The organism is Micromonospora sp. NBRC 110038 (assembly GCF_020884815.1).
In the GTDB taxonomy this organism is placed as follows: Bacteria; Actinomycetota; Actinomycetes; order Mycobacteriales; family Micromonosporaceae; genus Micromonospora; species Micromonospora haikouensis.
This window is the reverse complement of record NZ_BBOL01000001.1, coordinates 1-20,972: the sequence shown is the minus strand read 5'-3', so window position 1 is coordinate 20,972 and position 20,972 is coordinate 1. Positions and strand designations below refer to the sequence as shown.

The 20,972-nt window shown below is 73.2% G+C and carries 19 protein-coding genes and 1 pseudogene; 7 read left to right on the top strand and 13 right to left on the bottom strand.

What is annotated here, in order from left to right:
• Positions 1-40 precede the first annotated feature (40 nt).
• The 3 genes from LPU61_RS00100 to LPU61_RS00090 all read right to left on the bottom strand — a co-directional run bounded on the left by LPU61_RS00100 (position 41) and on the right by LPU61_RS00090 (position 2,750).
• On the bottom strand, positions 41-1,111 hold the full coding sequence (locus LPU61_RS00100) for a BMP family protein (RefSeq protein ID WP_077936076.1): 1,071 nt from the start codon (positions 1,109-1,111) through the stop codon (positions 41-43).
• Positions 1,112-1,386: 275 nt separating this feature from the next.
• Positions 1,387-1,728, bottom strand: coding sequence for a hypothetical protein (locus LPU61_RS00095; RefSeq protein WP_043961820.1), 342 nt, complete (start codon positions 1,726-1,728; stop codon positions 1,387-1,389).
• 59 nt (positions 1,729-1,787) lie between these two features.
• Positions 1,788-2,750, bottom strand: a complete 963-nt coding sequence (locus LPU61_RS00090; protein ID WP_229403727.1) for a hypothetical protein — start codon at positions 2,748-2,750, stop codon at positions 1,788-1,790.
• Positions 2,751-2,848: 98 nt separating this feature from the next.
• Here LPU61_RS00090 and LPU61_RS00085 point away from each other — a divergent pair, with 98 nt between their 5' ends.
• A complete protein-coding gene (locus LPU61_RS00085; RefSeq protein ID WP_229403726.1) occupies positions 2,849-3,439 on the top strand; it encodes a TetR/AcrR family transcriptional regulator in 591 nt (196 codons plus the stop codon).
• Positions 3,440-3,520: 81 nt separating this feature from the next.
• Here the strand turns inward: LPU61_RS00085 and LPU61_RS00080 are convergent, their stop codons facing one another.
• From LPU61_RS00080 to LPU61_RS00065, 4 genes are all read right to left on the bottom strand, one after another.
• Entirely contained in the window at positions 3,521-5,368 is a 1,848-nt protein-coding gene (locus LPU61_RS00080; RefSeq protein ID WP_229403725.1) for a glycoside hydrolase family 13 protein, read from the bottom strand.
• A gap of 139 nt (positions 5,369-5,507) precedes the next feature.
• The gene (locus LPU61_RS00075) at positions 5,508-6,410 is read right to left on the bottom strand and encodes a sugar ABC transporter permease (RefSeq protein WP_043961817.1); all 903 of its coding nucleotides are present in this window, start codon (positions 6,408-6,410) and stop codon (positions 5,508-5,510) included.
• Positions 6,407-8,044 carry an ABC transporter permease subunit gene (locus LPU61_RS00070; protein ID WP_229403724.1) on the bottom strand — a complete coding sequence of 546 codons (1,638 nt, stop codon included), beginning with the start codon at positions 8,042-8,044 and terminating at the stop codon, positions 6,407-6,409. The genes LPU61_RS00075 and LPU61_RS00070 overlap by 4 nt, the downstream gene beginning before the upstream one ends.
• Positions 8,044-9,300 (bottom strand): maltose ABC transporter substrate-binding protein, encoded by a 1,257-nt coding sequence (locus tag LPU61_RS00065; protein ID WP_043961815.1) that lies wholly within the window; start codon positions 9,298-9,300, stop codon positions 8,044-8,046. The genes LPU61_RS00070 and LPU61_RS00065 overlap by 1 nt, the downstream gene beginning before the upstream one ends.
• Before the next feature lie 198 nt (positions 9,301-9,498).
• Between LPU61_RS00065 and LPU61_RS00060 the strand changes: the two genes are divergently transcribed.
• The 4 genes from LPU61_RS00060 to LPU61_RS00045 all read left to right on the top strand — a co-directional run bounded on the left by LPU61_RS00060 (position 9,499) and on the right by LPU61_RS00045 (position 14,051).
• Positions 9,499-10,560: a LacI family DNA-binding transcriptional regulator gene (locus tag LPU61_RS00060; RefSeq protein WP_043961814.1), complete on the top strand. Its 1,062-nt coding sequence runs from the start codon at positions 9,499-9,501 to the stop codon at positions 10,558-10,560.
• A 135-nt stretch (positions 10,561-10,695) separates the two neighbouring features.
• The gene (locus tag LPU61_RS00055) at positions 10,696-12,333 is read left to right on the top strand and encodes a glycoside hydrolase family 13 protein (RefSeq protein ID WP_229403723.1); all 1,638 of its coding nucleotides are present in this window, start codon (positions 10,696-10,698) and stop codon (positions 12,331-12,333) included.
• Between the two features lie 253 nt (positions 12,334-12,586).
• Positions 12,587-13,663, top strand: coding sequence for an alkene reductase (locus tag LPU61_RS00050; RefSeq protein ID WP_229403722.1), 1,077 nt, complete (start codon positions 12,587-12,589; stop codon positions 13,661-13,663).
• A gap of 67 nt (positions 13,664-13,730) precedes the next feature.
• Positions 13,731-14,051 carry a multidrug efflux SMR transporter gene (locus LPU61_RS00045; RefSeq protein WP_077936069.1) on the top strand — a complete coding sequence of 107 codons (321 nt, stop codon included), beginning with the start codon at positions 13,731-13,733 and terminating at the stop codon, positions 14,049-14,051.
• A 72-nt stretch (positions 14,052-14,123) separates the two neighbouring features.
• Here LPU61_RS00045 and LPU61_RS00040 read toward each other — a convergent pair whose 3' ends face one another.
• The 5 genes from LPU61_RS00040 to LPU61_RS00020 form a co-directional block, all read right to left on the bottom strand.
• Positions 14,124-14,570 carry a hypothetical protein gene (locus LPU61_RS00040; RefSeq protein WP_043961810.1) on the bottom strand — a complete coding sequence of 149 codons (447 nt, stop codon included), beginning with the start codon at positions 14,568-14,570 and terminating at the stop codon, positions 14,124-14,126.
• Positions 14,571-14,641: 71 nt separating this feature from the next.
• Complete coding sequence (locus LPU61_RS00035; protein ID WP_229403721.1) at positions 14,642-15,577, bottom strand: YhjD/YihY/BrkB family envelope integrity protein; 936 nt, start codon at positions 15,575-15,577, stop codon at positions 14,642-14,644.
• A gap of 48 nt (positions 15,578-15,625) precedes the next feature.
• Positions 15,626-16,156, bottom strand: a complete 531-nt coding sequence (locus LPU61_RS00030) for a 2'-5' RNA ligase family protein (RefSeq protein ID WP_043961808.1) — start codon at positions 16,154-16,156, stop codon at positions 15,626-15,628.
• 82 nt (positions 16,157-16,238) lie between these two features.
• Complete coding sequence (trpS, locus tag LPU61_RS00025; RefSeq protein ID WP_091278959.1) at positions 16,239-17,264, bottom strand: tryptophan--tRNA ligase; 1,026 nt, start codon at positions 17,262-17,264, stop codon at positions 16,239-16,241.
• A 32-nt stretch (positions 17,265-17,296) separates the two neighbouring features.
• Positions 17,297-18,322, bottom strand: coding sequence for a hemolysin family protein (locus LPU61_RS00020; RefSeq protein ID WP_043961806.1), 1,026 nt, complete (start codon positions 18,320-18,322; stop codon positions 17,297-17,299).
• A 192-nt stretch (positions 18,323-18,514) separates the two neighbouring features.
• Here LPU61_RS00020 and galE point away from each other — a divergent pair, with 192 nt between their 5' ends.
• Complete coding sequence (gene galE / locus LPU61_RS00015; protein ID WP_043961805.1) at positions 18,515-19,498, top strand: UDP-glucose 4-epimerase GalE; 984 nt, start codon at positions 18,515-18,517, stop codon at positions 19,496-19,498.
• Positions 19,495-20,733 carry a galactokinase gene (galK, locus tag LPU61_RS00010; RefSeq protein WP_229403720.1) on the top strand — a complete coding sequence of 413 codons (1,239 nt, stop codon included), beginning with the start codon at positions 19,495-19,497 and terminating at the stop codon, positions 20,731-20,733. The genes galE and galK overlap by 4 nt, the downstream gene beginning before the upstream one ends.
• A gap of 81 nt (positions 20,734-20,814) precedes the next feature.
• Here the strand turns inward: galK and LPU61_RS00005 are convergent.
• Positions 20,815-20,972: pseudogene (locus tag LPU61_RS00005) on the bottom strand (sulfate adenylyltransferase); the annotation flags it as partial.

Sequence of the window (20,972 nt, the reverse complement as noted above, 5' to 3'; positions counted from 1 at the left end):
CCGGCCCCGCCGCCGGGAGCGCGGCGGGGTGGCGGGGCGGTCACTTGGCCGGCTGGGCCTTCGAGGTGACCGTGATGGTGCCGGCGGCGATGTCGGCCTTGATCTTCTCGACCTCGGCCTTCAGGTCCGCCGGGACCTTGCTGTCGAACTCGTGGTACGGGGCGATCGACACACCGTTGTTGGCGAGCGTGCCCACGAAGCCGGGGCTGGCCTGGAGCTTCTCCCCGCCGGCGGCCTTGACCACGGCCTCCTTGACGGCGTCGGCGATGTTCTTGACCACGGTGGTCAGCAGCGCCGGGCAGTTCGGGGTGCTCTCGCAGCCGTCGGCGTCGACCCAGATGGCCGAGTACTTGCCGCCGGAGGCCTGCGCCGCCGCGGTGGTGCCGAGGCCCGCGCCGCCGGCGACCGGCATGATGATGTCCGCGCCCTGGGCGACCAGGGTGTCGGAGACCTTCTTGCCCTCGTCCTGCTTGACGAAGTCGTTGGTGAAGGAACCCTTCTGGGTCTCCTTGTTCCAGCCCAGGACCTGGACGTTCTTGCTCTTGGTCTTGTTGTAGTACGCGACGCCGTCGGCGAACCCGTCCATGAAGATCGTCACGGGCGGGATCGGCAGGCCGCCGTAGGTGCCGACCTTGCCGGACTTGGTCATCCCGGCGGCCAGGTAGCCGGCCTGGAACGCGGCCTGGGCGGTGTCGAACTGCATCGGGTAGACGTTCGTCTCCGGCAGCTTCGAGTCGACGATCCCGAACTGCTGGTTGGGGTTCGCCTTCGCGATCTTCGAGGTCGCGTCGCCCATCAGGCCACCGACGGCCAGGATGAAGTCGCACTTCTGGTTGACGTACTGGGTCAGGTTGACCTCGTAGTCCGCCTCGGCCTTCGACGCGACGTACTTGATGTCGATGTTGCTGTTGGCCTTCTGGGCCTCCTGCAGGCCCTTCCAGGCGGAGGTGTTGAACGACTTGTCGTCGATGCCGCCGACGTCGGTCACCATGCAGGCGCTGTACTTCTTGGCGCCTGCGTCGCCCGCGCCGTTGTCGTCCTTGGGGGCCTCACCACACGCGGCGGCGCCCAGCACGAGCCCACCCGCCACGAAGGCGGAGGCGATCCGCATCCCACGCACAGAGCGCAAGACGTCTCCTTCCCATTGCACACCGCTCTGCGCGGTGGCAGCCCTTGAGCCGGCCTGCTTTGTGGCCGCCGGCGTCCCACGTTACGGACGGGAGCGTACGCCCACGCCTACCCACCGGCCGACAATCGTGCACGACTGTTGAGTGCCTGTTACCCCTACGTAACCCTTGGGTGGGGCACATCACTTCTCGTGCCGGTAGTGGACCGGTCGGGCGTCACGAACGTCCGGTTCCCACGGCCTCTCCCCTGGCCAGGGCGTTAGCGCCAGAAGACCGCCACCGCCGCGTTGACCAGGGTCAACCCGACGATCGCGAGGAAGTGGCCGCGGTTGACCGTCTCCCGCTTACGGGAGAAGAAGACCATGACAAAGATCAGCAGCGCGAGCACCAACTTGGTAACAAGTTTGGCGGGGGCCGGTTCGTCGCCGTCGCGCAACGGGGCGGACAGCCCGATTCCGGTCAGCAGGCCGATGACCGACCCCCAGAGCATGGCCGCGTTGATCCGCAGCCGACCGCTGACGTACTGGGCGATCGCGCCGCCGAGCAGCAGCGCGAACCCGATCAGGTGAACGTAGAGGAGTACCAGGCGAAGAGCTTCCATCCGGCCATCCTCCCCTATCAACGACGTCTTGTAGTAGGGGGCCCGCTGGCGGGAACGGCTCAGCCCGCGCCGGGCGCGGCTGCGCCACGTCGGCGGGCCGCCAGCACCAGGGCGAGGCCGGCCAGGGCGTAGCCGGCGAGCACCGCGAGCGACCGGCCGGAGCCGGCCCCGCCGAAGAAGGCGACCGAGCGCAGCAGCGTGCCGCCCGCGCCCAGCGGCAGCCACTGCCCGACCGTCCCCCACGGCTGCGGCAGCAGCTCCGGGGCGGCGGCGACCGCCGAGAGGGGGTTGCCGACCAGGAAGACCAGCAGCGCGCCGAGCCCGACGCCGGGGCGACCGAGCAGGGCGCCGAGGCCCGTCACCGCCCCGGCCACAGCCAGCGCCAACAGGCCGATCGCGCCCGCCTCGGCCAGCGGGTCGCCGCCGAGGATCCCGAGCCAGCCGTGCAGCACCGCCACGCCGGCGAGGCCGGCCAGCGCCGCGTACCCGAGCAGGCCGGCGAGCCGCGCGGCCCGGCCGGGGACCAGCAGGACCAGCAGGGCGCCGGCGAGCATGCCGCTCAGCGCGAGCGGCAGGAACCCGGCGGCGAACCCGGCGCCCCGGGGATCGTCCGGGTCGGCGGGCACGACCTCGGTCACCGGCACGGGCCGGCCGTCGCCGAGCCGCGCGGACGCCTCGGCGAGCAGGGCGGCGACGGTGGGGCTGGCGGCGGGGGCGGTGTGCAGGGAGACGCCGGAGGGGCCGAGGACCCAGGCGGCGTACACCTCGCGGTTGCGCAGCGCCCGGTCGGCCGCCGCGGCGTCGGGCAGCGTGGTCACCGCGAACGCGCCGGGGCCCGCGGCGGCGAGCCGGCCGGCGAGGTCGGCGGCGGCCGGCGCGGGGCCCGCGACGGCGACCGGCAGATCGCGCGGCGCGAGGTGCGTCGCCGGGGCGGCGAACAGGGGTACGAGCAGCGCCTGCACCACCACCGCGAGCGCGGCGAGGCCGAGGGCGAGCAGCAGCGGCGACCGGAGTCGGGCCATCTCCACTCCTTAAAACGAACGTTCGTTCTCTTAAAGACGAGGGTGCGCCCGACGCGGCCGCCACGTCAAGAACGAGCGTTCGTTTTACGCTGAGAGGCGTGCCACGCGTCTCCGACGAACACCTCGCCGCCCGCCGCCAGCAGATCCTCGACGCCGCCCGCCGCTGCTTCCTGCGCGACGGCTTCCACCGCACGTCCATGCAGGACGTGATCGCCGAGGCCGGACTGTCGGTCGGCGCGGTCTACCGCTACTTCCCCAGCAAGAACGACCTGATCACGGCGATCGCCCAGTCGGTGGTCGGCGGCGCGGACCAGGTCTTCGCCGGGCTCACCGCCACCGATCCGCCGCTGCCGCTGGTCGAGGCCCTCGACCGCGCCCTGACCTACGTCGACGGGCAGGCCGGCCCCGACGGCATCCTCCCCCTGGCCCTGCAGGTGTGGAGCGAGGCGCAGCGCGACCCGGCCCTCGCCGAGTTCGTCCGGGCCACGTACGACCGGCTGCGCGGACACTTCGCGGCGCTCGCCGCGCGCGCCCGGGAAACGGGCGAGTTGCCCCCCGACGCCGACCCGGAGGCCGTCGGTGCCGCCCTGTTCGGCCTGATCCCCGGCTACTTCACGCAGAAGATCCTCACCGGCGCACCGGACCGCGCCACCTATCTGGCCGGGATCCACACCCTCCTCCGCCAGTAAGGAAAGGCCCCCTATCAACGCCTACGGCAGAGAAGGGAACCCCTCTCACGCCGAGTGTCGATAGGGGGCCCTTCCTGCCAACTACAGCCGCCAGAGTTGGAAGGTGGGGCCGTCTGCGGGGAGGGTCACCGCGCCGTCGGCGTCCGGGCACAGTGCCGGGGCACCGCCGTAGGCGTTCTCGGCGGCCGGCAGGCCGGCGATCCGGACCGGGGTGCCGGCCGCGCGCCGGGCCAGCACCAGCACGCCGCCGGTGGGCGTCTCGCGGAGGAAGACCAGCGTGTCCGCGTCGACGTGCACCCAGCGCAGGCCGCCGTGGCGCAGCGCCGGCTCGGCCCGGCGCAGCGCGATCAGCCTCCGGTACGCGGCGAGCGTGCCCGCGTCCCAGCTGCCCGGCCGGTGCCACGGCATCGGGGTACGCGAGCCCTCCCCGTTCGCCCCGGTCAGCCCCAGCTCGTCCCCGGCGAAGATCACCGGGGTGCCCGGCATGGTGGCGAGCAGCCCGGCGGCCACCTCCTGCCGGGCGGCGTCGCCGACCACGGTGCGGATCCGGGCCGAGTCGTGCGAGCCGAGCAGCTGCCACGAGTGCACGTACGACCGCCAGGAGACCAGCGACCGGTAGGTGTCCAGGGTGGCCCGCACGGCGTGCGCGTCGCGCCGCCGCACCCCGCCGGGGGTGCCGAGGAAGTTCGGCACGGGCTCGTCGCCGTGGCGCAGCCAGGACCAGACGGGGTCGGTGAAGCCGACGTAGTTCATCGTGCCGTGCCAGCCGTCGCGGTCCAGGTCGCCGGTGTGGTCGTGGCCGTGCTCGGCGAGCACCAGCCCGTCGGCCCTGGTTTCGGCCACCACCTCGCGCAGCAGCCGCGCCACCTCGTGGGTGTACGCGTCCGCGCCGCGCCGCCCGGTCATGTTCGCCACGTCGACCCGCCACCCGTCGAGCGAGTATGGCGGGCGCAGCCAGCGGCGCAGCAGCGAGTCCTCGGCGATGGCGAAGCGGCGGCGCAGCTCCGCGCTGCCCCAGTTGAGCTTCGGCAGCGACTTCACCCCGTTCCACGACTCGTAGTCCCCGGTCACGGCGTCGAAGTAGTACAGCTCCCGTTCGGGGGCGGTCACGTCGGAGACGGCGGCGGTGAACCAGTGGTGGGCGTCGCCGGTGTGGTTGCTGGTGATGTCGCCGAGCAGCCGCCAGCCCCGGGCGTGTACCGCGTCGGCGAGCCGGGCCAGCGCGGCGTCGCCGCCGAGCAGCGGGTCGACGGTGTCGAAGCTGGCCGCGTCGTAGCGGTGGTTGGAGCGGGCCGGGAAGATCGGGGTGAGGTAGACGGTGTTGACGCCGAGCCGGTCGAGGTGGTCGAGCCGCTCGGCGATGCCGTCGAGGTCGCCGCCGTAGAACTGGCGGGGGGTCTGCGGGCCGCGCCCGATCACGGGGGTGTCCCAGTCGCAGGGGACGGCCCAGTCCGGGGCGGTCCGGCCGTCGGCGGCGGCGGAGCGGGCGAACCGGTCGGGGAAGATCTGGTAGATCACCGCGTCGCGGGCCCAGGCCGGCGGCGGGGCGTGGCTGACCAGCTTGAAGTCGCCGTGGTCGGGCACGTCGTGGTCGGCGAGGCCGGCGGCGGTGAGCCAGCGGTAGTCGCCACGGGCGTCGGTGAGCAGGAACCGGTAGTTGCTGACCGGGTTGCGTACCTCGACGTCGGCGCGCCACCAGACGTCGGAGCCGGTGCGGCGGTCGACGGTGGCCTCGGCGAAGCGCGGCTCGCCGTCGGGGGTGCTGCGCACGTGCACGGAGCGCACGTCGACCCCGACGGGGACCCGGACGAAGACGGGGACGGTCTGCCCGAGGGCGGGTTCCTGCTCGGGGACGTAGGCGGCGGAGCCGTCGTGGTGCGGGCCCGGGGAGACGGTGCGGCCCGGGGCGGCGGTGCGGCGCTGGGACATGGTGCGGCCTTTCGGGTCGGGTCGACGGGGAGTGGGCGGGCACCCGCCGCGGTCGGTCACCCGACCGCGGCGGTCCGCCCGGAAACCGCTCCGGTGTACGTCGACACGACGCCCTTGCCGCAGCGTGAGCCGAGGAGGCTCAGCCCTTGACCGCTCCGGCGGTGAGGCCGGAGACGATGTACCGCTGGAGGAGCTGGAAGACCAGCACGGTGGGGACGGCGGTGAGCAGGGTGCCCGCCGCGAACATCCCGAAGTTGTTGTTGCGCTCACCGGCGACCAGGCCGAACATGCCGACGGCGAGGGTCTTCGACTCGGTGTCGGTCAGGAACACGTTGGCGATCATGAACTCGTTGATCGTGCCGATGAAGGACAGCAGGGCGGTCACCGCCAGGATCGGCGCCACCAGCGGCAGCATGATCCGGAAGAAGACCTGGGCGTGCGACGCGCCGTCCATCGTGGCCGACTCGTCCAGTTCCCGGGGCAGCGTGTCGAAGAAGCCCTTCATCAGCCAGGTGTTCACGCCGAGCGCGCCGCCCATGTAGAGCAGGAACAGGCCCCACGGGGTGTTGAAGCCGATCGCCGGCCACAGGTCGGTGACCGTGGTGAAGATCAGGAAGATCGCCACGATCGCCAGGAACTGCGGGAACATCTGGATCAGCAGCAGGGTGAGCAGCCCGACCCGGCGGCCGGCGAAGCGCATCCGGGAGAACGCGTACGCCGCCAGCGAGGACAGGAAGATGGACACGAAGCTGGCCAGCCCGGCGATCAGCAGCGAGTTGACGAACCAGTGCCCGAACGCCGTGTCGGCGAACAGGTTGGCGAAGTTCTCGCCCGACACCCCGCCGGTCGGCACGAGGGAGGTCGACGAGAGGGTGCCGAGCGGGTTGAGCGCGGCCGAGAGCACGAACAGGATCGGGAAGAGGCTGAACGCCACGGCCAGCACCCCGACGACGTGCCGCCAGCCGACCTGGGCCAGCCAGCGGTTGCGCCGCCGGCCGGCGGCGGTGCGGTCGACGGCGGGGGTGTGCGCGTAGGTGGTCACGAGTAGACCTCCTCCTGCTTGCGGGTGTTGCGGAAGCTGATCGCCGACACCGTCGCCACGATCGCGAAGATGAAGATCGACACCGCCGCCGCCATGCCGAACTCCGCGCCCTGCGCGCCGAAGGCCAGCCGGTACGTGTAGGTGATCAGCAGGTCGGTCGCCCCGTTGCGCGGGTTGTCCGCCGGGAACGGGCCGCCCTCGGTGGTCAGCCAGATCGCGTTGATGTTGTTGAAGTTGTACGCGAACGACGCGATCAGCAGCGGCGACAGCGCGACGAGCAGCAGCGGCAGGGTGACCGCGCGGAACGACTGCCAGGGCGACGCGCCGTCGACGGAGGTGGCCTCGGTCAGCTCCTTGGGGATGGCCTGGAGCGCGCCGGTGGCGACCAGGAACATGTACGGGTAGCCCAGCCAGAGCTGCACCAGCAGCACCGCCGCCCGCGCCGACCAGTCCTGGCCGAACCAGTCGACGCCGAGGCCGAACAGGTTGTTGATCAGCCCGAAGTCGGTGTTGAACATGTCCCGCCAGACCAGCAGCATCGCGAACGACGGCATGGCGTACGGGAGGATCAGCAGCACCCGGTAGAGGTTGGTGCCGCGCATCCGGGGCGAGTGCAGGGCCAGCGCGATGGCCATGCCAAGCAGGAACGTGAACCCGGTGGAGCCGATCGCGAAGGCGAAGTTCCACAGCAGGGTGCCGAAGAACGGCCCGGAGATGTTCGGGTCGGTGAGGACCCGGGAGAAGTTCTCCAGCCCGACGTTGACCTGCCAGCCCTGCGCGAGGCGCTCGCCGTCGGCGGCGACGAACGACCCGGTCGCCTCGTCGGCGGTCCACCGCTTGCCGCTCTCGCTGTCGGTGACGCAGTCGCACCCGGCGTCGTACGCCCGGATGGCCCGGCCCTCGTAGGCGCGGGACAGGCCGGAGGAGCGCAGCGCGCCCCCGGCGGTGGGCACCACCAGGTCGGTGATCTCCTGGCTGCGGGCGCTGGCCTGGCCGAAGTTGAGCACGGTGTAGCCGTCGGCGGCGGTGACCTTGCCGCCGGAGCCGACGGTGACGTCGGCGGCGTCGAGCCGGCGCAGCCCGTCGGCGTCCCCGGCGGAGACGGCGCCGGTGGCCGGATCGGTGACCAGGAAGACCAGCGCGCCGGTGGCAGGGTCGCCCGCGGTGGCGACCGACAGGGCGTACTCGGTGGAGCCGGGGACCTGCTTCACCGAGGAGCTCTGGATCGCGACGACGGCGTCGTCCTTGCTGCCCCGGTGGCCGTCGCCGAAGTTCGTGAAGGCGGTGCTGGCGGTGTAGAGCACCGGGAAGACCTGGAAGGCGATCAGGAAGAGCGTGCCGGGGACCAGGTACTTGGCGGGGATGTGCCGGGGGGTGAGGTAGAGGTAGAACAGGCCGGCGGTGGTGGCCGCGAGCAGGGCCAGCCCGACCCACTTCTCGGCCTCGACGAGCGGGAAGGCCGCCCAGAGCGCGATCCCGGCCACGAGGCCGAGCAGGATCACCTTGACGACGAGGCCGGTCGCGGTGACCGGCGCGTGGTGCCGCGCGGTGCGGGCGGTGCGCGGGAGCCCGGGGCCGACGGGCCCCCGGCCCGAGGTCCGCGTGGACCCCGGGCCGGACAGCTTCGTGCTCATTACTTGATCTGGCCGGAGATCGTCTTGCCGGCCGCGGTGATCGTCTTGGCCGGGTCGGCGCCGCCGATGATCGCGGCCTCGGCCTTGCCGAACGGGTCCCAGATCGCGGCCATGGCCGGGATCGCAGGGAGCACCTGGCCGTTCTTGCCGGCCTCGGTGAACTTGGCCAGGTCCGGGTCGCTGCCCTTGACCTGGTCGAGCGCGGCGGTCAGGGCCGGCGGGCGCGGCTCGGCGTTGTACAGGGCCACGGCCAGTTCCGGCTTGGTGGTGTAGTTCGCCACGAACTCCTGGGCCAGGGCCTTGTTCTTGCCCTTGGCGGCCACGTAGAACGCCTGGACGCCCACGAACGGCTGCGCCTCCTTGCCGCCGGCGAAGCCGGGGACCGGGGAGATGTCGTAGGAGATGTTGGCCTTCTTGGCGTCGGCGATGGCCCACGGCCCGGAGACCAGGAAGGCGCACTTCTTGCCGGTGAAGGTGGCGATCGAGTTCTCGGGGGTGATGGAGCGCTTGAGCGCGCCCTCGCCCTTCTCGCCGAGCTTCGCGATCTTCTGGAACGCGGCGATCGACTCCGGCTTGCCCACGCCCAGGTCCTTCGGGTCGTAGTCGCCGTTGGCGGCGGTGCCGAAGAGGTAGCCGCCGGCCGAGGTGTACAGCGGGTAGATGTGGTAGGCGTCGCCGTTCTGGCCGGACTGGAGGCAGAGGATCTCGCTGGCCTTCTTGTCGGCCTTGAGCTTCTTGCCGGCGGCGACCAGGTCCTCGATCGTCTTCGGGGCCTCCGGGGCCAGCTCGGTGTTGCGGATCAGCGCCAGGTTCTCCATGGCGTACGGCACGCCGTAGAGCTGGCCGTTGAAGGTGACGGCCTTGACGGCGGTCTCGTTGAAGCCGCTCTTCTGGTCGGCGGCGAGCTGCACCGGGTCGATGGCGCCGTTCTGGACCAGGTTGCCGATCCAGTCGTGCGCGCCGACCACGACGTCGGGGCCGCTGCCCTGCTGGGAGGCGGTGACGAAGTTGGTCTGCAGGTCCTTCGAGACGGCCTGGACCTCGACGGTCACGCCGTTCTCCTGGCCGAACTTCTCGGCGAACGGCTTCAGGGCGGCGGTCCGCTTGTCGTCGGCCCAGATCACCAGCTTCCCGCCGGTGGCGCCGGCGGACTCCTTCGCGGCCGGCGCGCTGCTGTCGTCGTCGCTGCCACCGCAGCCGGAGGCGGCCAGCGCCAGGCCGAGGACGGCGACCACACCCGCGGTACGGATGCGCATCGGTACTCCTGTCGTCATGGCGATCCGCCGGGGGAAGGGCGGCCCGCCAGTGGGAACCTCTGTAAGTTCTTTCCTACCGGCGCGGGGATGCTGCGCCGCTGCTCTCGCGTGTTGCCGGGACGTTAGCAAGATGTTGCGGATGATGGAAGGGCTTGCAGAAAGGTACGCAAGAACTTGCCCGTGAGCTAAAGTGCCGCCATGCGCGCTCGACTGTCCGACATCGCCCAACAGGCCGAAGTCAGCGAGGCCACGGTGTCGCGGGTGCTCAACGACCGCCCCGGCGTGGCCCCGGAGACCCGGCAGGCCGTCCTGACCGCCCTCGACGTCCTCGGCTACGAGCGCCCGGCCCGGCTGCGCAAGCGCAGCGCCGGCCTCGTCGGCCTGGTGGTGCCGGAGCTGGACAACCCGATCTTCCCCGCGTTCGCCCAGGTGATCGAGTCGACCCTGGCGCAGAGCGGCTTCACCCCGGTGCTGTGCACCCAGACCCCGGGCGGCGTCACCGAGGACGAGTACGTCGAGATGCTGCTCGACCGCCAGGTCTCCGGAATCGTCTTCGTCTCCGGGCTGCACGCCGACACCGCCGCCAACCACGACCGGTACCGCGCGCTGATCGCCCGGCCGCTGCCCGTCGTCATGATCAACGGGTACGTTCCCGGGATCGCCGCGCCCTTCGTCTCCTGCGACGACCGGGAGGCGACCGAGCTGGCCGTCGCCCACCTGGTCGCTCTCGGGCACCGGCGGATCGGGCTGATCACCGGCCCGGACCGGTTCGTCCCCGTGCAGCGCCGGGTGGCCGGCTGGCGGGCCGCCATGGGGCGCCTGGCGGGCCTGCCCGAGGCCGAGCTGGCCGAGCTGGCCGAGCTGACCCTGTTCGGCGTGGAGGGCGGCGAGGCCGCCGCGGGGCGGCTGCTGGAGCGCGGGGTGACCGGCGTGGTGTGCGGCTCCGACCTGATGGCCCTCGGCGCGATCCGGGCCGCCCGGCAGCGCGGCCTGTCCGTCCCCGGCGACCTGTCCGTGGTGGGGTACGACGACTCGCCGCTGATGGCCTTCACCGACCCGCCGCTGACGACGATGCGCCAGCCGGTGGCTGCCATGGCGGTGGCCGCCGTGCGGGCCCTGGTCGACGAGATCAACGGGCACGCCGCCCCGCACTCGGAGTACCTGTTCCGGCCCGAGCTGGTGGTGCGCGGCTCCACGGCGGTCGTCCGGCAGCCGGCCGCCCGGCAGCCCGCCGCCGCTCTCGCGAGGAGCGCCGGCTGACCGCCGTCATTTCTTGCGCAAAGCCTGCTTGACTCTTGCAGGCGTGGGGCGGCATTCTGCTCTGACCACCCGGTGGCACACCGCCGTGCCACGCACCCCACGCCGTCCCGCGCCACAGAACGGGGATCGCCACCCATGACCGCCAGCACCCCCACGCCGCTGACCTCCGACGACGACTGGTGGCGCTCCGCGGTCGTCTACCAGGTCTACGTCCGCAGCTTCGCCGACTCCAACGGCGACGGCGTCGGCGATCTCCAGGGCATCCGCGAGCGGCTGCCGTACCTGCGCGACCTCGGGGTCGACGCGCTCTGGCTGACCCCCTTCTACACCTCGCCGATGGTCGACGGCGGCTACGACGTGGCCGACTACCGCGACGTCGACCCGATGTTCGGCACCCTCGCCGACTTCGACGCCATGATCACCGACGCGCACGCGCTCGGCCTGCGGATCATCGTCGACATCGTGCCCAACCACACCTCCAGCGCGCACCCGTGGTTCGTCGCCGCGCTCGCCGCCGCCCCCGGCTCCCCGGAGCGGGCCCGCTACCTGTTCGCCGAGGGCCGGGGCGAGCACGGCGAGCTGCCGCCCAACGACTGGGAGAGCATCTTCGGCGGGCCGGCCTGGACCCGGGTGCCCGACGGCCAGTGGTACCTGCACCTGTTCGACCCGGCCCAGCCCGACCTCAACTGGCGGCACCCCGAGGTGCGCGCCGAGTTCGAAGACGTCCTGCGCTTCTGGCTCGACCGGGGCGTCGACGGGTTCCGCATCGACGTGGCCCACGGCATGATCAAGGCCGAGGGGCTGCCCGACGTCGGCTTCAACTCGATGACCGGCGGCCGACGCCAGTCCGAGCTGCTCGGCAAGGGCCGGCTGCCGTACTTCGACCAGGACGAGGTGCACGAGATCTACCGGGCCTGGCGGCCGATTCTGGACAGCTACCCCGGCGGCCGGATGGCCGTGGCCGAGGCGTGGGCCGAGACGCCGCAGCGGCTCGCCCGCTACATCGGGCCCGACGAGCTGCACCAGGCGTTCAGCTTCGACTTCCTCGACGCCACCTGGTCGGCCGACTCGTTCCGCAAGGTGATCGACACCGCGCTGGCCGAGGCGACCATCGTCGGCGCGCCGACCACCTGGGTGCTGTCCAACCACGACAAGCAGCGGCACGTCACCCGCTACGGCGACGGCGAGGTCGGCCTGCGCCGGGCCCGCGCCGCCAGCCTGCTGATGCTGGCCCTGCCCGGCTGCGCCTACCTCTACCAGGGCGAGGAGCTGGGCCTGCCGGAGGTGCTCGACCTGCCCGACGAGCTACGCCAGGACCCGTCGTTCCTGCGCACCGGCGAGAGCAGGGACGGCTGCCGGGTGCCGATCCCGTGGAGCGGCGAGCTGGCCCCGTACGGCTTCGGGCCGGCCGGCAGCGAGCTGAGCTGGCTGCCGGCCCCCGCCACCTGGGCAGCCCTCTCGGTCGCCGCCCAGGCCGGCACGCCCGGCTCGACCCTCGAGCTCTACCGCGCGGCGCTGCGGGCCCGGCGCGCCCACCCGGCGCTCGCCCGCGACGCCGACGGCGTGACCTGGCTGGAGACGACCGGCCCCGGCGTGCTGGCGTTCCGCCGCACCGGCGGCGGCGCGGAGCTGACCTGCGTGGTCAACCTCAGCGACGCGCCGGTGCAGATCGACGGGTACGGCCAGCCGGTCGTGGCCAGCGCGGAGCTGACCGGGCAGGGCACCGGGCACGTCCTGCCGGTCGACGCCGCCGCGTGGTTCGAACGGCGCTGAGCCGGGTACAGCCCGCAGTGGACCCCTGGTCGTCCGTCGTGCCCCGCGCCGACGGGCGGCCGGGCAGCCGACCCCTTGTGGTGGGGGGTGAAGGTGGCGCCGGCGCCCCGTGGAGTTCCGCTCCACGGGGCGCCGACGTCCGTCCGGGACGGCGCGCGGGGTGTCCCCGATCACCGTCCACCCGGGAAGTTTCGGGGCCCCGGGCGACTTCCTGCATCCAGAAGCGCCAATCGCAGGGACAGGAGCCGGGACAATGGACACCGCATTCGACGCCGTCACCGTCGGCCGCCACACCCTCCGCAACCGGGTGGTCATGGCGCCCATGACGCGCAGCCGGGCGCACGGGCCCGGGGCCGTCCCCACGGAGCTGATGGCCACCTACTACGCCCAGCGCGCCAGTGCCGGGCTGATCGTCACGGAGGGCGTGCAACCCTCGGCGGTCGGCCAGGGCTACCTGAACACCCCCGGCCTGCACACCGCCGAGCAGGTCGCCGGCTGGCGGCGGGTGACCGACGCGGTGCACGAGCGGGGCGGCGTGATCTTCGCGCAGCTCATGCACGTCGGGCGGATCGCCCACCCGGACAACACCGCCCACGGCTCCGCGCCGGTCGGCGCGTCCGCCGTGCCGGCGGCCGGGACGATCGTCACCCCCACCGGCCCGCAGGAGTTCCCGACCCCGCAGCCGCTGGACGCCGAGGGCGTCCGGGCCACCGTCGCGGACTTCGTCGCGGCGGCCCGCAACGCCGTCGACGCGGGCTTCGACGGGGTGGAGCTGCACGGGGCGAACGGTTACCTGCTGCACCAGTTCCTCTCCACCAACGCCAACCGGCGCGACGACGAGTACGGCGGCGACCCGACCGGCCGCATCCGGCTCGTCGTCGAGGTGGCCACCGCCGTGGCGGAGGCGATCGGCGCCGACCGGGTCGGGCTGCGGATCTCGCCGGCCAACCCGTACAACGACATCGCCGAGGACGACCACCGCGAGACGTACCTGGCCCTGGTCGACGCGCTGAACCCCCTCGGGCTGGCGTACCTGCACGTGGCCGAGGGGGCGGACACCGAGTTCACGCCCGTGCTGCGCGAGCGGTGGGCCGGGGCGCTGATGCTCAACCCGTACACCCCGGGGGCCTGGACCGGGCCGGAGGCGCTGAAGCTGGTCGAGCGCGGCGACGCCGACCTGGTCTCGTACGGAGCGCTGTTCCTCGCCAACCCCGACCTGCCCCGGCGGCTGGCCGGGGGCGGCCCGTTCAACACCCCCGACTACACGACCGCGTACGGCGGCGGGCACGAGGGCTACACCGACTACCCGGCGCTGCCCGACCAGGGCTGACCCGGCACCCGGGCGCGTCCCCGACCAACGGGGGCGCGCCCGCGACCGGCGCGGGCAGAATCGCCGCATGGCGTATCTGTTCCTGGTGCTCGCGATCGCGTCCGAGGTGGTCGGGACGAGCCTGCTCAAGGCGACGCACGGGTTCACCCGGCTGTGGCCGACGCTCGGGCTGGCGGTGGCGTACCTGGCGGCGTTCGGGCTGCTCTCGCTCGCGGTGCGGGAGATCCCGGTCGGCGTGGCGTACGCGATGTGGTCCGGGCTGGGCACGGCGGCGATCGTCGCGGTCGGGGCGGCCTTCCTCGGCGAGCCGCTCAGCGTGACGAAGGTCGTCGGCGTGGCGCTCGTCATCGCCGGGGTGGTCGTGCTCAACCTGGGCGGGACGCACTGAGCGGCGGGCCGCCGGATCCGGCGGCCGACGATCAGCGGCTCAGCGGGCGGATCGGCACGGCGAGGCCGACGGTCAGCTCCCCTTCTCGGTGAGCAGCTTGGCGATGCGGGCGAAGCCGGCGCGCAGCTCGGCCTCGGCGGGCGCGGGGCGGGGCCCGGCCGGCTCCCCGGCCGCCTCGGCGGCGGCCTCCAGCTCGTCGTCGATGACGTCGTCGAAGTCGCCGTAGAGGTCGGACGCCTCGATCCGGGCCGCCTCGTCGGAGGCGGCGATGCGGGCGGCGGCGATCTCGCCACGGATCTCGTCGGGCGACAGGGCGGGCACCAGGGGCTCCACCACGGCCATGAGCTGCTCCTCGGCCACCACCGACTCGGCGAGGGCCAGCGCGTGCGGGCGCTCGTAGGGGCCGCAGACCACCGGCTCCCACTCGTCGGCGTCGTCGAGCGGGCCGAACGTGATGATCCACGGCAGGCCGAGCATCGGCGAGTCGTCCGGCAGGTCCAACGTCACGAGTGCGCCCACGCGCTCATCATGGCCGGTCCTCACATTCACGTGTGAGGCATTTGCCCGAATTAGCCGGGTGGTTGCGCCGGTCATCCCGCCCCGCCGGGCGTGCCCGGACCGGTGTCGACGTCGGCACCGGCGTCGAGGTCGGCCGGCGCCGCCCCCTCGGCCAGGTCCACCACCCGGCCGTACGGGCTGGTCGCGGCCAGCGCCGCGCCGAACAGGACGAGCTGGTTGAGCAGGTAGAGATAGAGCAGCAGGCCGACCGCGCCGGCCACCACCGTGTACGCCGGGTTCCGCTCGGTGCGCACCACGTAGAACCGCCCGACCGTGTTCAGCAGGGTGATGCCCACCGCCACGGCGAACACCACCGGGCGCAGCCGGCGGCGGCTCATCCGCAGCCGGGGCACCGCCACCAGCAGGGCGGCGGCCAGCACCGCGTTGACCAGCACGCTGAGTACGGCGCTGATCACGGTCAGCCCCACCGAGCCCGTGCTGCGCAGCAGGAAGCGCAGCAGCGACTCCAGCGCGTCCACGGCGGCCACCGACAGGCCGAGCAGGACGAACACCCCCACCAGCACAGCCAGGTCGACCAGCCGGCGCACCACCAGGTTGCCGGGCTGCTGGTTGAGCCCGTACATCAGCCGCTGCGACGAGCGGATCGCCTCCACCCAGCCGATCCCGGTGAAGACCAGGATGACCAGGCCCACCACCCCGACCGTGTTGCTGCTCTGGGCGATCTGCGCCGGGTCGAGGAAGGGCAGGTTCTCCTTGAGGAAGCCGGCCGCCGCGTCGCTGACCTCGTCGTTGTCCTCCAGGATCGCCCCGAAGATCGAGTACGCGACCAGGGCCAGCGCGAAGACCGCGAAGAAGCCGTAGTAGGCGATCGCCGCCGCCAGCCGCCCGCCGAGCACCTCCGCGTAGAGGTTGCCGGCCCGCCACAGGTGGTCGAAGGTCCGCGACCGGCGGCGCGCCGCGCTCACCCGCCGGTCGATGCCGGCCTCGATCCGCCCGAAGACCTCCACGCCGTCATCCTCGCCGATCCGCCGCCCGCACGGGAGAGCGTCGCCGGCTCAGGACACGCCCAGCAGGAAGTCCCGGCGCGGCTGCCACCGGGTCTGACCGCTGTGCGAGAAGAGCGTGAACGAGTCGACCTCGAACATCGCCGAGAAGTCGGCCAGGTCCTCGTACGCCCGGTCCAGCGCCTCCGGCGCGACGTCCTGCGCCACCGTGACGTGCGGGTGGTAGGGGAAGCGGGTCTCCCGGTGCAGCTCGGGGGCCGAGTTGATGGCGGCGGCGAGCAGCTCGCACTCGCTGATCCCGGCGGCCACCGCCACGAACACCACCTGCGTCACCGGGCGGAACGTGCCGGTGCCCCGCAGGTGCAGGGTGAACGGCAGGTGCGTGGCGGCCACCCCGGCGAGGTGCCGCTCGACCGCCGGCAGCGCCGCCGTCGGAATCTCGGTGGGCCCGAGCAGCGTCACGTGCGCGGGCACCACGAGGGGGTCGCCGGCCTCGACCCGCCGCCGGGTGAGCATGCCGCCCCACGGCTCCGGGATGTCCACCGCGATCCCGATCTGGATGGTGTCGCCGGCCTGCGGCATCCCGTCCCTGCGATCCACGCTCCGCGCCACCCCTCCGGCCACCGACCCGCCCGTCTCCACCCGTACCCGTCGCGCCGGGCGGTCAGCCGAGGCGGACCGGCGGGAGGAACCCGACCCGCTCGTACGTCTCGTGCAGCGTCGCCGAGGCGACCGCGCGGGCCTTCTCCGCGCCGGCCGCGAGCAGCTTGTCGAGCTGCGCCGGGTCGTCGAGGTAGGCCCGGGTGCGCTCCTGGATCGGCGTGACGAACTCCCGGACCACCTCGCCCAGGTCCTTCTTCAGGTCGCCGTAGCCCCGGCCCGCGTACGCGGCGACCAGGTCGTCGATGCTGCGGCCGGTCAGCGCGGAGTAGATGGTGAGCAGGTTGGACACGCCCGGCTTGGTCTCGCTGTCGAAGACGATCTCCCGGCCGGTGTCGGTGACCGCGGAGCGGATCTTCTTGGCCGAGCGGGCCGGGTCCTCCAACAGGTCGATGATGCCGCTCGGCGAGGACGACGACTTCGACATCTTGGCCGTCGGGTCCTGCAGGTCGGTGATCTTCGCGGTGTCCTTGACGATGTGCGGCGCGGGCACGACGAACGTCTTGCCGAACTGCGAGTTGAACCGCTGCGCCAGGTCGCGGGACAGCTCCAGGTGCTGCCGCTGGTCCTCGCCCACCGGGACGGCGTGCGCCTGGTAGAGCAGGATGTCGGCGGCCTGGAGGATCGGGTACGTGAACAGGCCGACGCTGGAGCGGTCGCTGCCCTGCTTCTGCGACTTGTCCTTGAACTGGGTCATCCGGCTGGCCTCGCCGAAGCCGGTGATGCAGCCCAGCACCCAGGCCAGCTGCGGGTGCTCGGGCACCTGCGACTGGACGAACAGCGTGCTGCGCTCCGGGTCCAGGCCGACGGCGAAGAGCTGCGCGGCGGCCACCCGGGTGCGCTGCCGCAGCACCTTGGGGTCGTGCCCGGCCGTGATGGCGTGCAGGTCGACCACGCAGTAGAACGCGTCGTGGGTGTCCTGCAACGCCACCCAGTGCCGCACCGCGCCCAGGTAGTTGCCGAGGTGGAACGAGTCGGCCGTCGGCTGGATGCCGGAGAACACGCGGGGGCGGGCGGGTACGTCGGACATGCCGGCATTCTGTCAGCAACCCCCGGCGTACGTCATGACGGGCCGGCGGGTCGGCTCTCCGCCGCCGCCAGCGGGCCGGTGACCTCGCGCCGCGGCTCGGGCAGGCGCACCACGGAGACCGCGAGCCGGGACACCCGCCGGCCCTCCAGCGCGAGCACCCGCAGCAGCCACCCGCCGGGCGGGTCGTCCGGGTCCCGGTCCCCGCCGTCCGCCGCCGGCGGGGCCACCGGCACCTCGTCCCCCACCACCGGCAGCCGGCCCAGCGCGGCCATCACGTACCCGCCGGCCGTCTCGTAGGGGCCGGCGGCCAGCCGCACGCCGGTGCGCTCGGCGAAGTCGGCGAGGTTGAGCCGGCCGTCGACCACGGTGGGCAGGCCGGTCGGCTCCGGCTCCGGGTCGCCGTCGTGCTCGTCGTGGATCTCGCCGACCAGCTCCTCGATCAGGTCCTCGCAGGTGACGATGCCGGCGGTGCCGCCGTACTCGTCGACCACCACCGCCAAGTGGTGGCCCTCGCGGCGCATCTCGGTCAGCGCGGCCAGCACCCGCTTGCTGCCGGGCAGCCGCTTGACCTCCCGGGCCAGCTCTCCGACGGTGGTGCCCGGGTCGAGGTCGGGGCGCAGCAGCACGTCGCGCAGGTGCACGAAGCCGACCACGTCGTCCTGGGTGCCGTCGACGACCGGGTACCGGCGGTGCGTCTCGGCCCGGACCAGCCGCTCCGCCTCGGCGACGGTCATCCCGACCGACAGGAACACGACCTCGGTGCGGGGCATCATCACCTCGCGGACCAGGCTCGCCCCGGCGGCCAGCACCTCGTCGATGATCCGCCGCTCGTCGGCGTCGAGGACGGTGCTGGCGGCGACCAGGTCGCGCAGCTCGGCCTCGCTGATCCGCTCCCGGCCGGCGGCGGGGCTGGCCCCGAGCAGGTCGGTGACCAGCCGGGTCGCGCCGTCGGCGGCCCGCACCACCAGCCGGGCGACGGCACGGGCCAGCGGGCCCGGTTCGCGTCGGACCCGCCCCGCCGGCCGCCGGCGGAGCCCGGGACCACCCGCTTCCCGCATGACAACTCATCGTAGGGCCCGCAACGGTTCGGCACAGGTCGTCCACCCGGAGTGACGGTGTGCGTATCTGTTCAGTCATGAAAGATTGTGATGGAATGGCGGTGCGGCGACGCGGAGCGCGGCCACAGCCGGCCGCCGTAGGGTGAGCGCGAACGGCCGCGGCGAGGCGCGGCCAGGCAGGAGGACCCCGACGTGAAACTGCTCGTCACCGGCGGCGCCGGCTACATCGGCAGCGTGGTGACCCGGATGCTGCTCGACGCCGGCCACGAGGTGGTCGTCCTCGACGACCTGCGCACCGGGCACCGCGAGGCGCTCGCCCCGGACGCCACCTGGGTCGACGCGCCGATCCACGAGGCGGCCCGGGTGCTCACCCCCGAGGCGGGCTTCGACGGGGTGCTGCACTTCGCCGCCCTCATCGCCGCCGGCGAGTCCATGGTCCGCCCGGAGCTGTACTGGCAGAACAACACCGTCGGCTCGCTCGCCCTGATCGACGCCGTCCGGGCCGCCCGGGTCCCCCGGATGGTCTTCTCCTCCACCGCCGCCGTCTACGGCAACCCGACCGAGCTGCCCATCCCGGAGACCGCCGTCAAGGCCCCCACCAACACGTACGGGGCCACCAAGCTGGCCGTGGACATGGCGCTCACCTCCGAGGCGATCGGGCACGACCTGGCCGCCGTGTCCCTGCGCTACTTCAACGTCGCCGGGGCGTACCTGCGCGGCGACGTCGCCATCGGCGAGCGGCACGACCCGGAGACCCACCTCATCCCGATCGCCCTCGACGTCGCCGCCGGCCGGCGGGAGAAGCTCCAACTCTTCGGCGACGACTACCCCACCGTCGACGGCACCTGCGTGCGCGACTACATCCACGTCGAGGACCTGGCCCGCGCCCACCTGCTGGCGCTCACCGCCGCCGTGCCCGGCCGGCACCGCGTCTACAACCTGGGCAACGGCGCCGGGTTCACCAACCGGCAGGTCGTCGACGTGGTCCGCGAGGTCACCGGCCGGCCGCTGCCGGTCGAGGTGGCCCCGCGCCGCGAGGGCGACCCGGCCGAGCTGGTCGCCTCCTCCGCCCTGGCCCGCGAGGAGCTGGGCTGGACGCCCGAGAAGCCGACCCTGCACGACATGGTCGGCGACGCCTGGGCCTTCTACCGCACCCACATCCTGGAGCGTCCGTGACCGACCCCGCGCACCCCTCGTCCTCACCGGCCGACGCCGCCGCCCCCGCGTCGGCCGGTGAGGTCGTCTCTCCCGCGCCGGCCGGGGACGTCGCCGACCGGGCCGCCGCCGGCTTCCGCCAGCGCTACGGCGCACCCGCCGCCGGCCGCTGGGCGGCACCCGGGCGGGTCAACCTGATCGGCGAGCACACCGACTACAACGACGGCTTCGTGCTGCCGTTCGCGCTGCCGCTGCGTACCGTCGTCGGCGCCGCCCCCGACGACGGCGGCCGCTGGACGGTCTGGTCGGAACTCACCGGCGACCAGGTCGGGTTCGGCGCCGACGAGGTGGCCGCCCCCGGCCGGGTCGCCGGCTGGGCCGCGTACGTCGCCGGGGTGGTGTGGGCGCTGCGCGAGGCCGGCCACCGGGTGCCCGGGGCGCGGCTGGCCATCGCCTCCGACGTGCCGCTCGGCTCCGGGCTGTCGTCGTCGGCCGCGCTGGAGGCCGCCGTGCTGGCCGCCCTCGTCGACCTCGGCGGGCTGGACCTGCCGGCCGAGGGGCGGCCCCGGCTCGCCCAGCGGGCCGAGAACGCCTACGTCGGCGCGCCCACCGGGATCATGGACCAGTCCGCGGCGATCCGCTGCCGCGCCGGCCACGCCCTCTTCCTCGACTGCCGCACCGAGGCCGTCGAGCACATCCCGTTCGACCTGGCCGCCGCCGGGCTGGCCGTGCTGGTGATCGACAGCCGGGCCCCGCACCGGCACGCCGACGGCGAGTACGCCTCCCGCCGCGCCGCCTGCGAGAAGGCCGCCGGGCTGCTCGGGGTGCCCGCCCTGCGCGACGTGGCCGCCGCCGACCTCGACGACGCCCTCGCCCGGCTCGACGACGACGAGACCCGACGCCGCGTCCGGCACGTCGTCACCGAGGACCAGCGGGTGCTCGACGCCGTGGCGCTGCTGCGCGCCGGCCGGGTACGCGACATCGGGCCGCTGCTGACCGCCTCCCACGCGTCGATGCGCGACGACTTCGAGATCACCGTGCCGGAGGTCGACACGGCGGTCGAGGCGGCCCTCGCCGCCGGGGCGTACGGGGCCCGGATGACCGGCGGCGGCTTCGGCGGCTGCGTCCTCGCCCTGGTCGACGCCGACCGCGCCGACGCGGTGGCCGACGCCGTCACGACCCGGTACGCCGAGCGCGGCTTCCGCGCCCCCGGCTTCCACCTGGCCACCCCCGCCCCGGGCGCCCACCGCCTGTAAGGAGGGGCCCTGTTAACCACGCTGGGCGTCCACCGCGCACCGGTGGACGCCCGCAGGGGTTTCGCATGGCGGCGCAGAAGGTCAGGCGGCCTCGACGATCATGCCCGCGCCGACGGTACGGTTGGTGGCCTCGTCGATGATCACGAAACCGCCGGTGGTGCGGTTGCGGCGGTACTCGTCCGCCAGCAGCGGGATCGTCGTGCGCAGCCGCACCCGGCCGATCTCGTTGAGTTTGAGTT

Excerpts from the sequence above, each read along its gene's own strand:
- LPU61_RS00045 (WP_077936069.1), top strand. The coding sequence starts at position 13,731 with ATGGCGTATCTGTTCCTGGTGCTCGCGATCGCGTCCGAGGTGGTCGGG.
- LPU61_RS00070 (WP_229403724.1), bottom strand. The coding sequence starts at position 8,044 with ATGAGCACGAAGCTGTCCGGCCCGGGGTCCACGCGGACCTCGGGCCGG.
- trpS (WP_091278959.1), bottom strand. The coding sequence starts at position 17,264 with ATGTCCGACGTACCCGCCCGCCCCCGCGTGTTCTCCGGCATCCAGCCG.
- LPU61_RS00095 (WP_043961820.1), bottom strand. The coding sequence starts at position 1,728 with ATGGAAGCTCTTCGCCTGGTACTCCTCTACGTTCACCTGATCGGGTTC.
- LPU61_RS00020 (WP_043961806.1), bottom strand. The coding sequence starts at position 18,322 with ATGCGGGAAGCGGGTGGTCCCGGGCTCCGCCGGCGGCCGGCGGGGCGG.
- LPU61_RS00030 (WP_043961808.1), bottom strand. The coding sequence starts at position 16,156 with ATGCCGCAGGCCGGCGACACCATCCAGATCGGGATCGCGGTGGACATC.
- LPU61_RS00055 (WP_229403723.1), top strand. The coding sequence starts at position 10,696 with ATGACCGCCAGCACCCCCACGCCGCTGACCTCCGACGACGACTGGTGG.
- LPU61_RS00090 (WP_229403727.1), bottom strand. The coding sequence starts at position 2,750 with ATGGCCCGACTCCGGTCGCCGCTGCTGCTCGCCCTCGGCCTCGCCGCG.
- LPU61_RS00060 (WP_043961814.1), top strand. The coding sequence starts at position 9,499 with ATGCGCGCTCGACTGTCCGACATCGCCCAACAGGCCGAAGTCAGCGAG.
- LPU61_RS00050 (WP_229403722.1), top strand. The coding sequence starts at position 12,587 with ATGGACACCGCATTCGACGCCGTCACCGTCGGCCGCCACACCCTCCGC.
- LPU61_RS00065 (WP_043961815.1), bottom strand. The coding sequence starts at position 9,300 with ATGCGCATCCGTACCGCGGGTGTGGTCGCCGTCCTCGGCCTGGCGCTG.
- LPU61_RS00080 (WP_229403725.1), bottom strand. The coding sequence starts at position 5,368 with ATGTCCCAGCGCCGCACCGCCGCCCCGGGCCGCACCGTCTCCCCGGGC.
- LPU61_RS00100 (WP_077936076.1), bottom strand. The coding sequence starts at position 1,111 with ATGCGGATCGCCTCCGCCTTCGTGGCGGGTGGGCTCGTGCTGGGCGCC.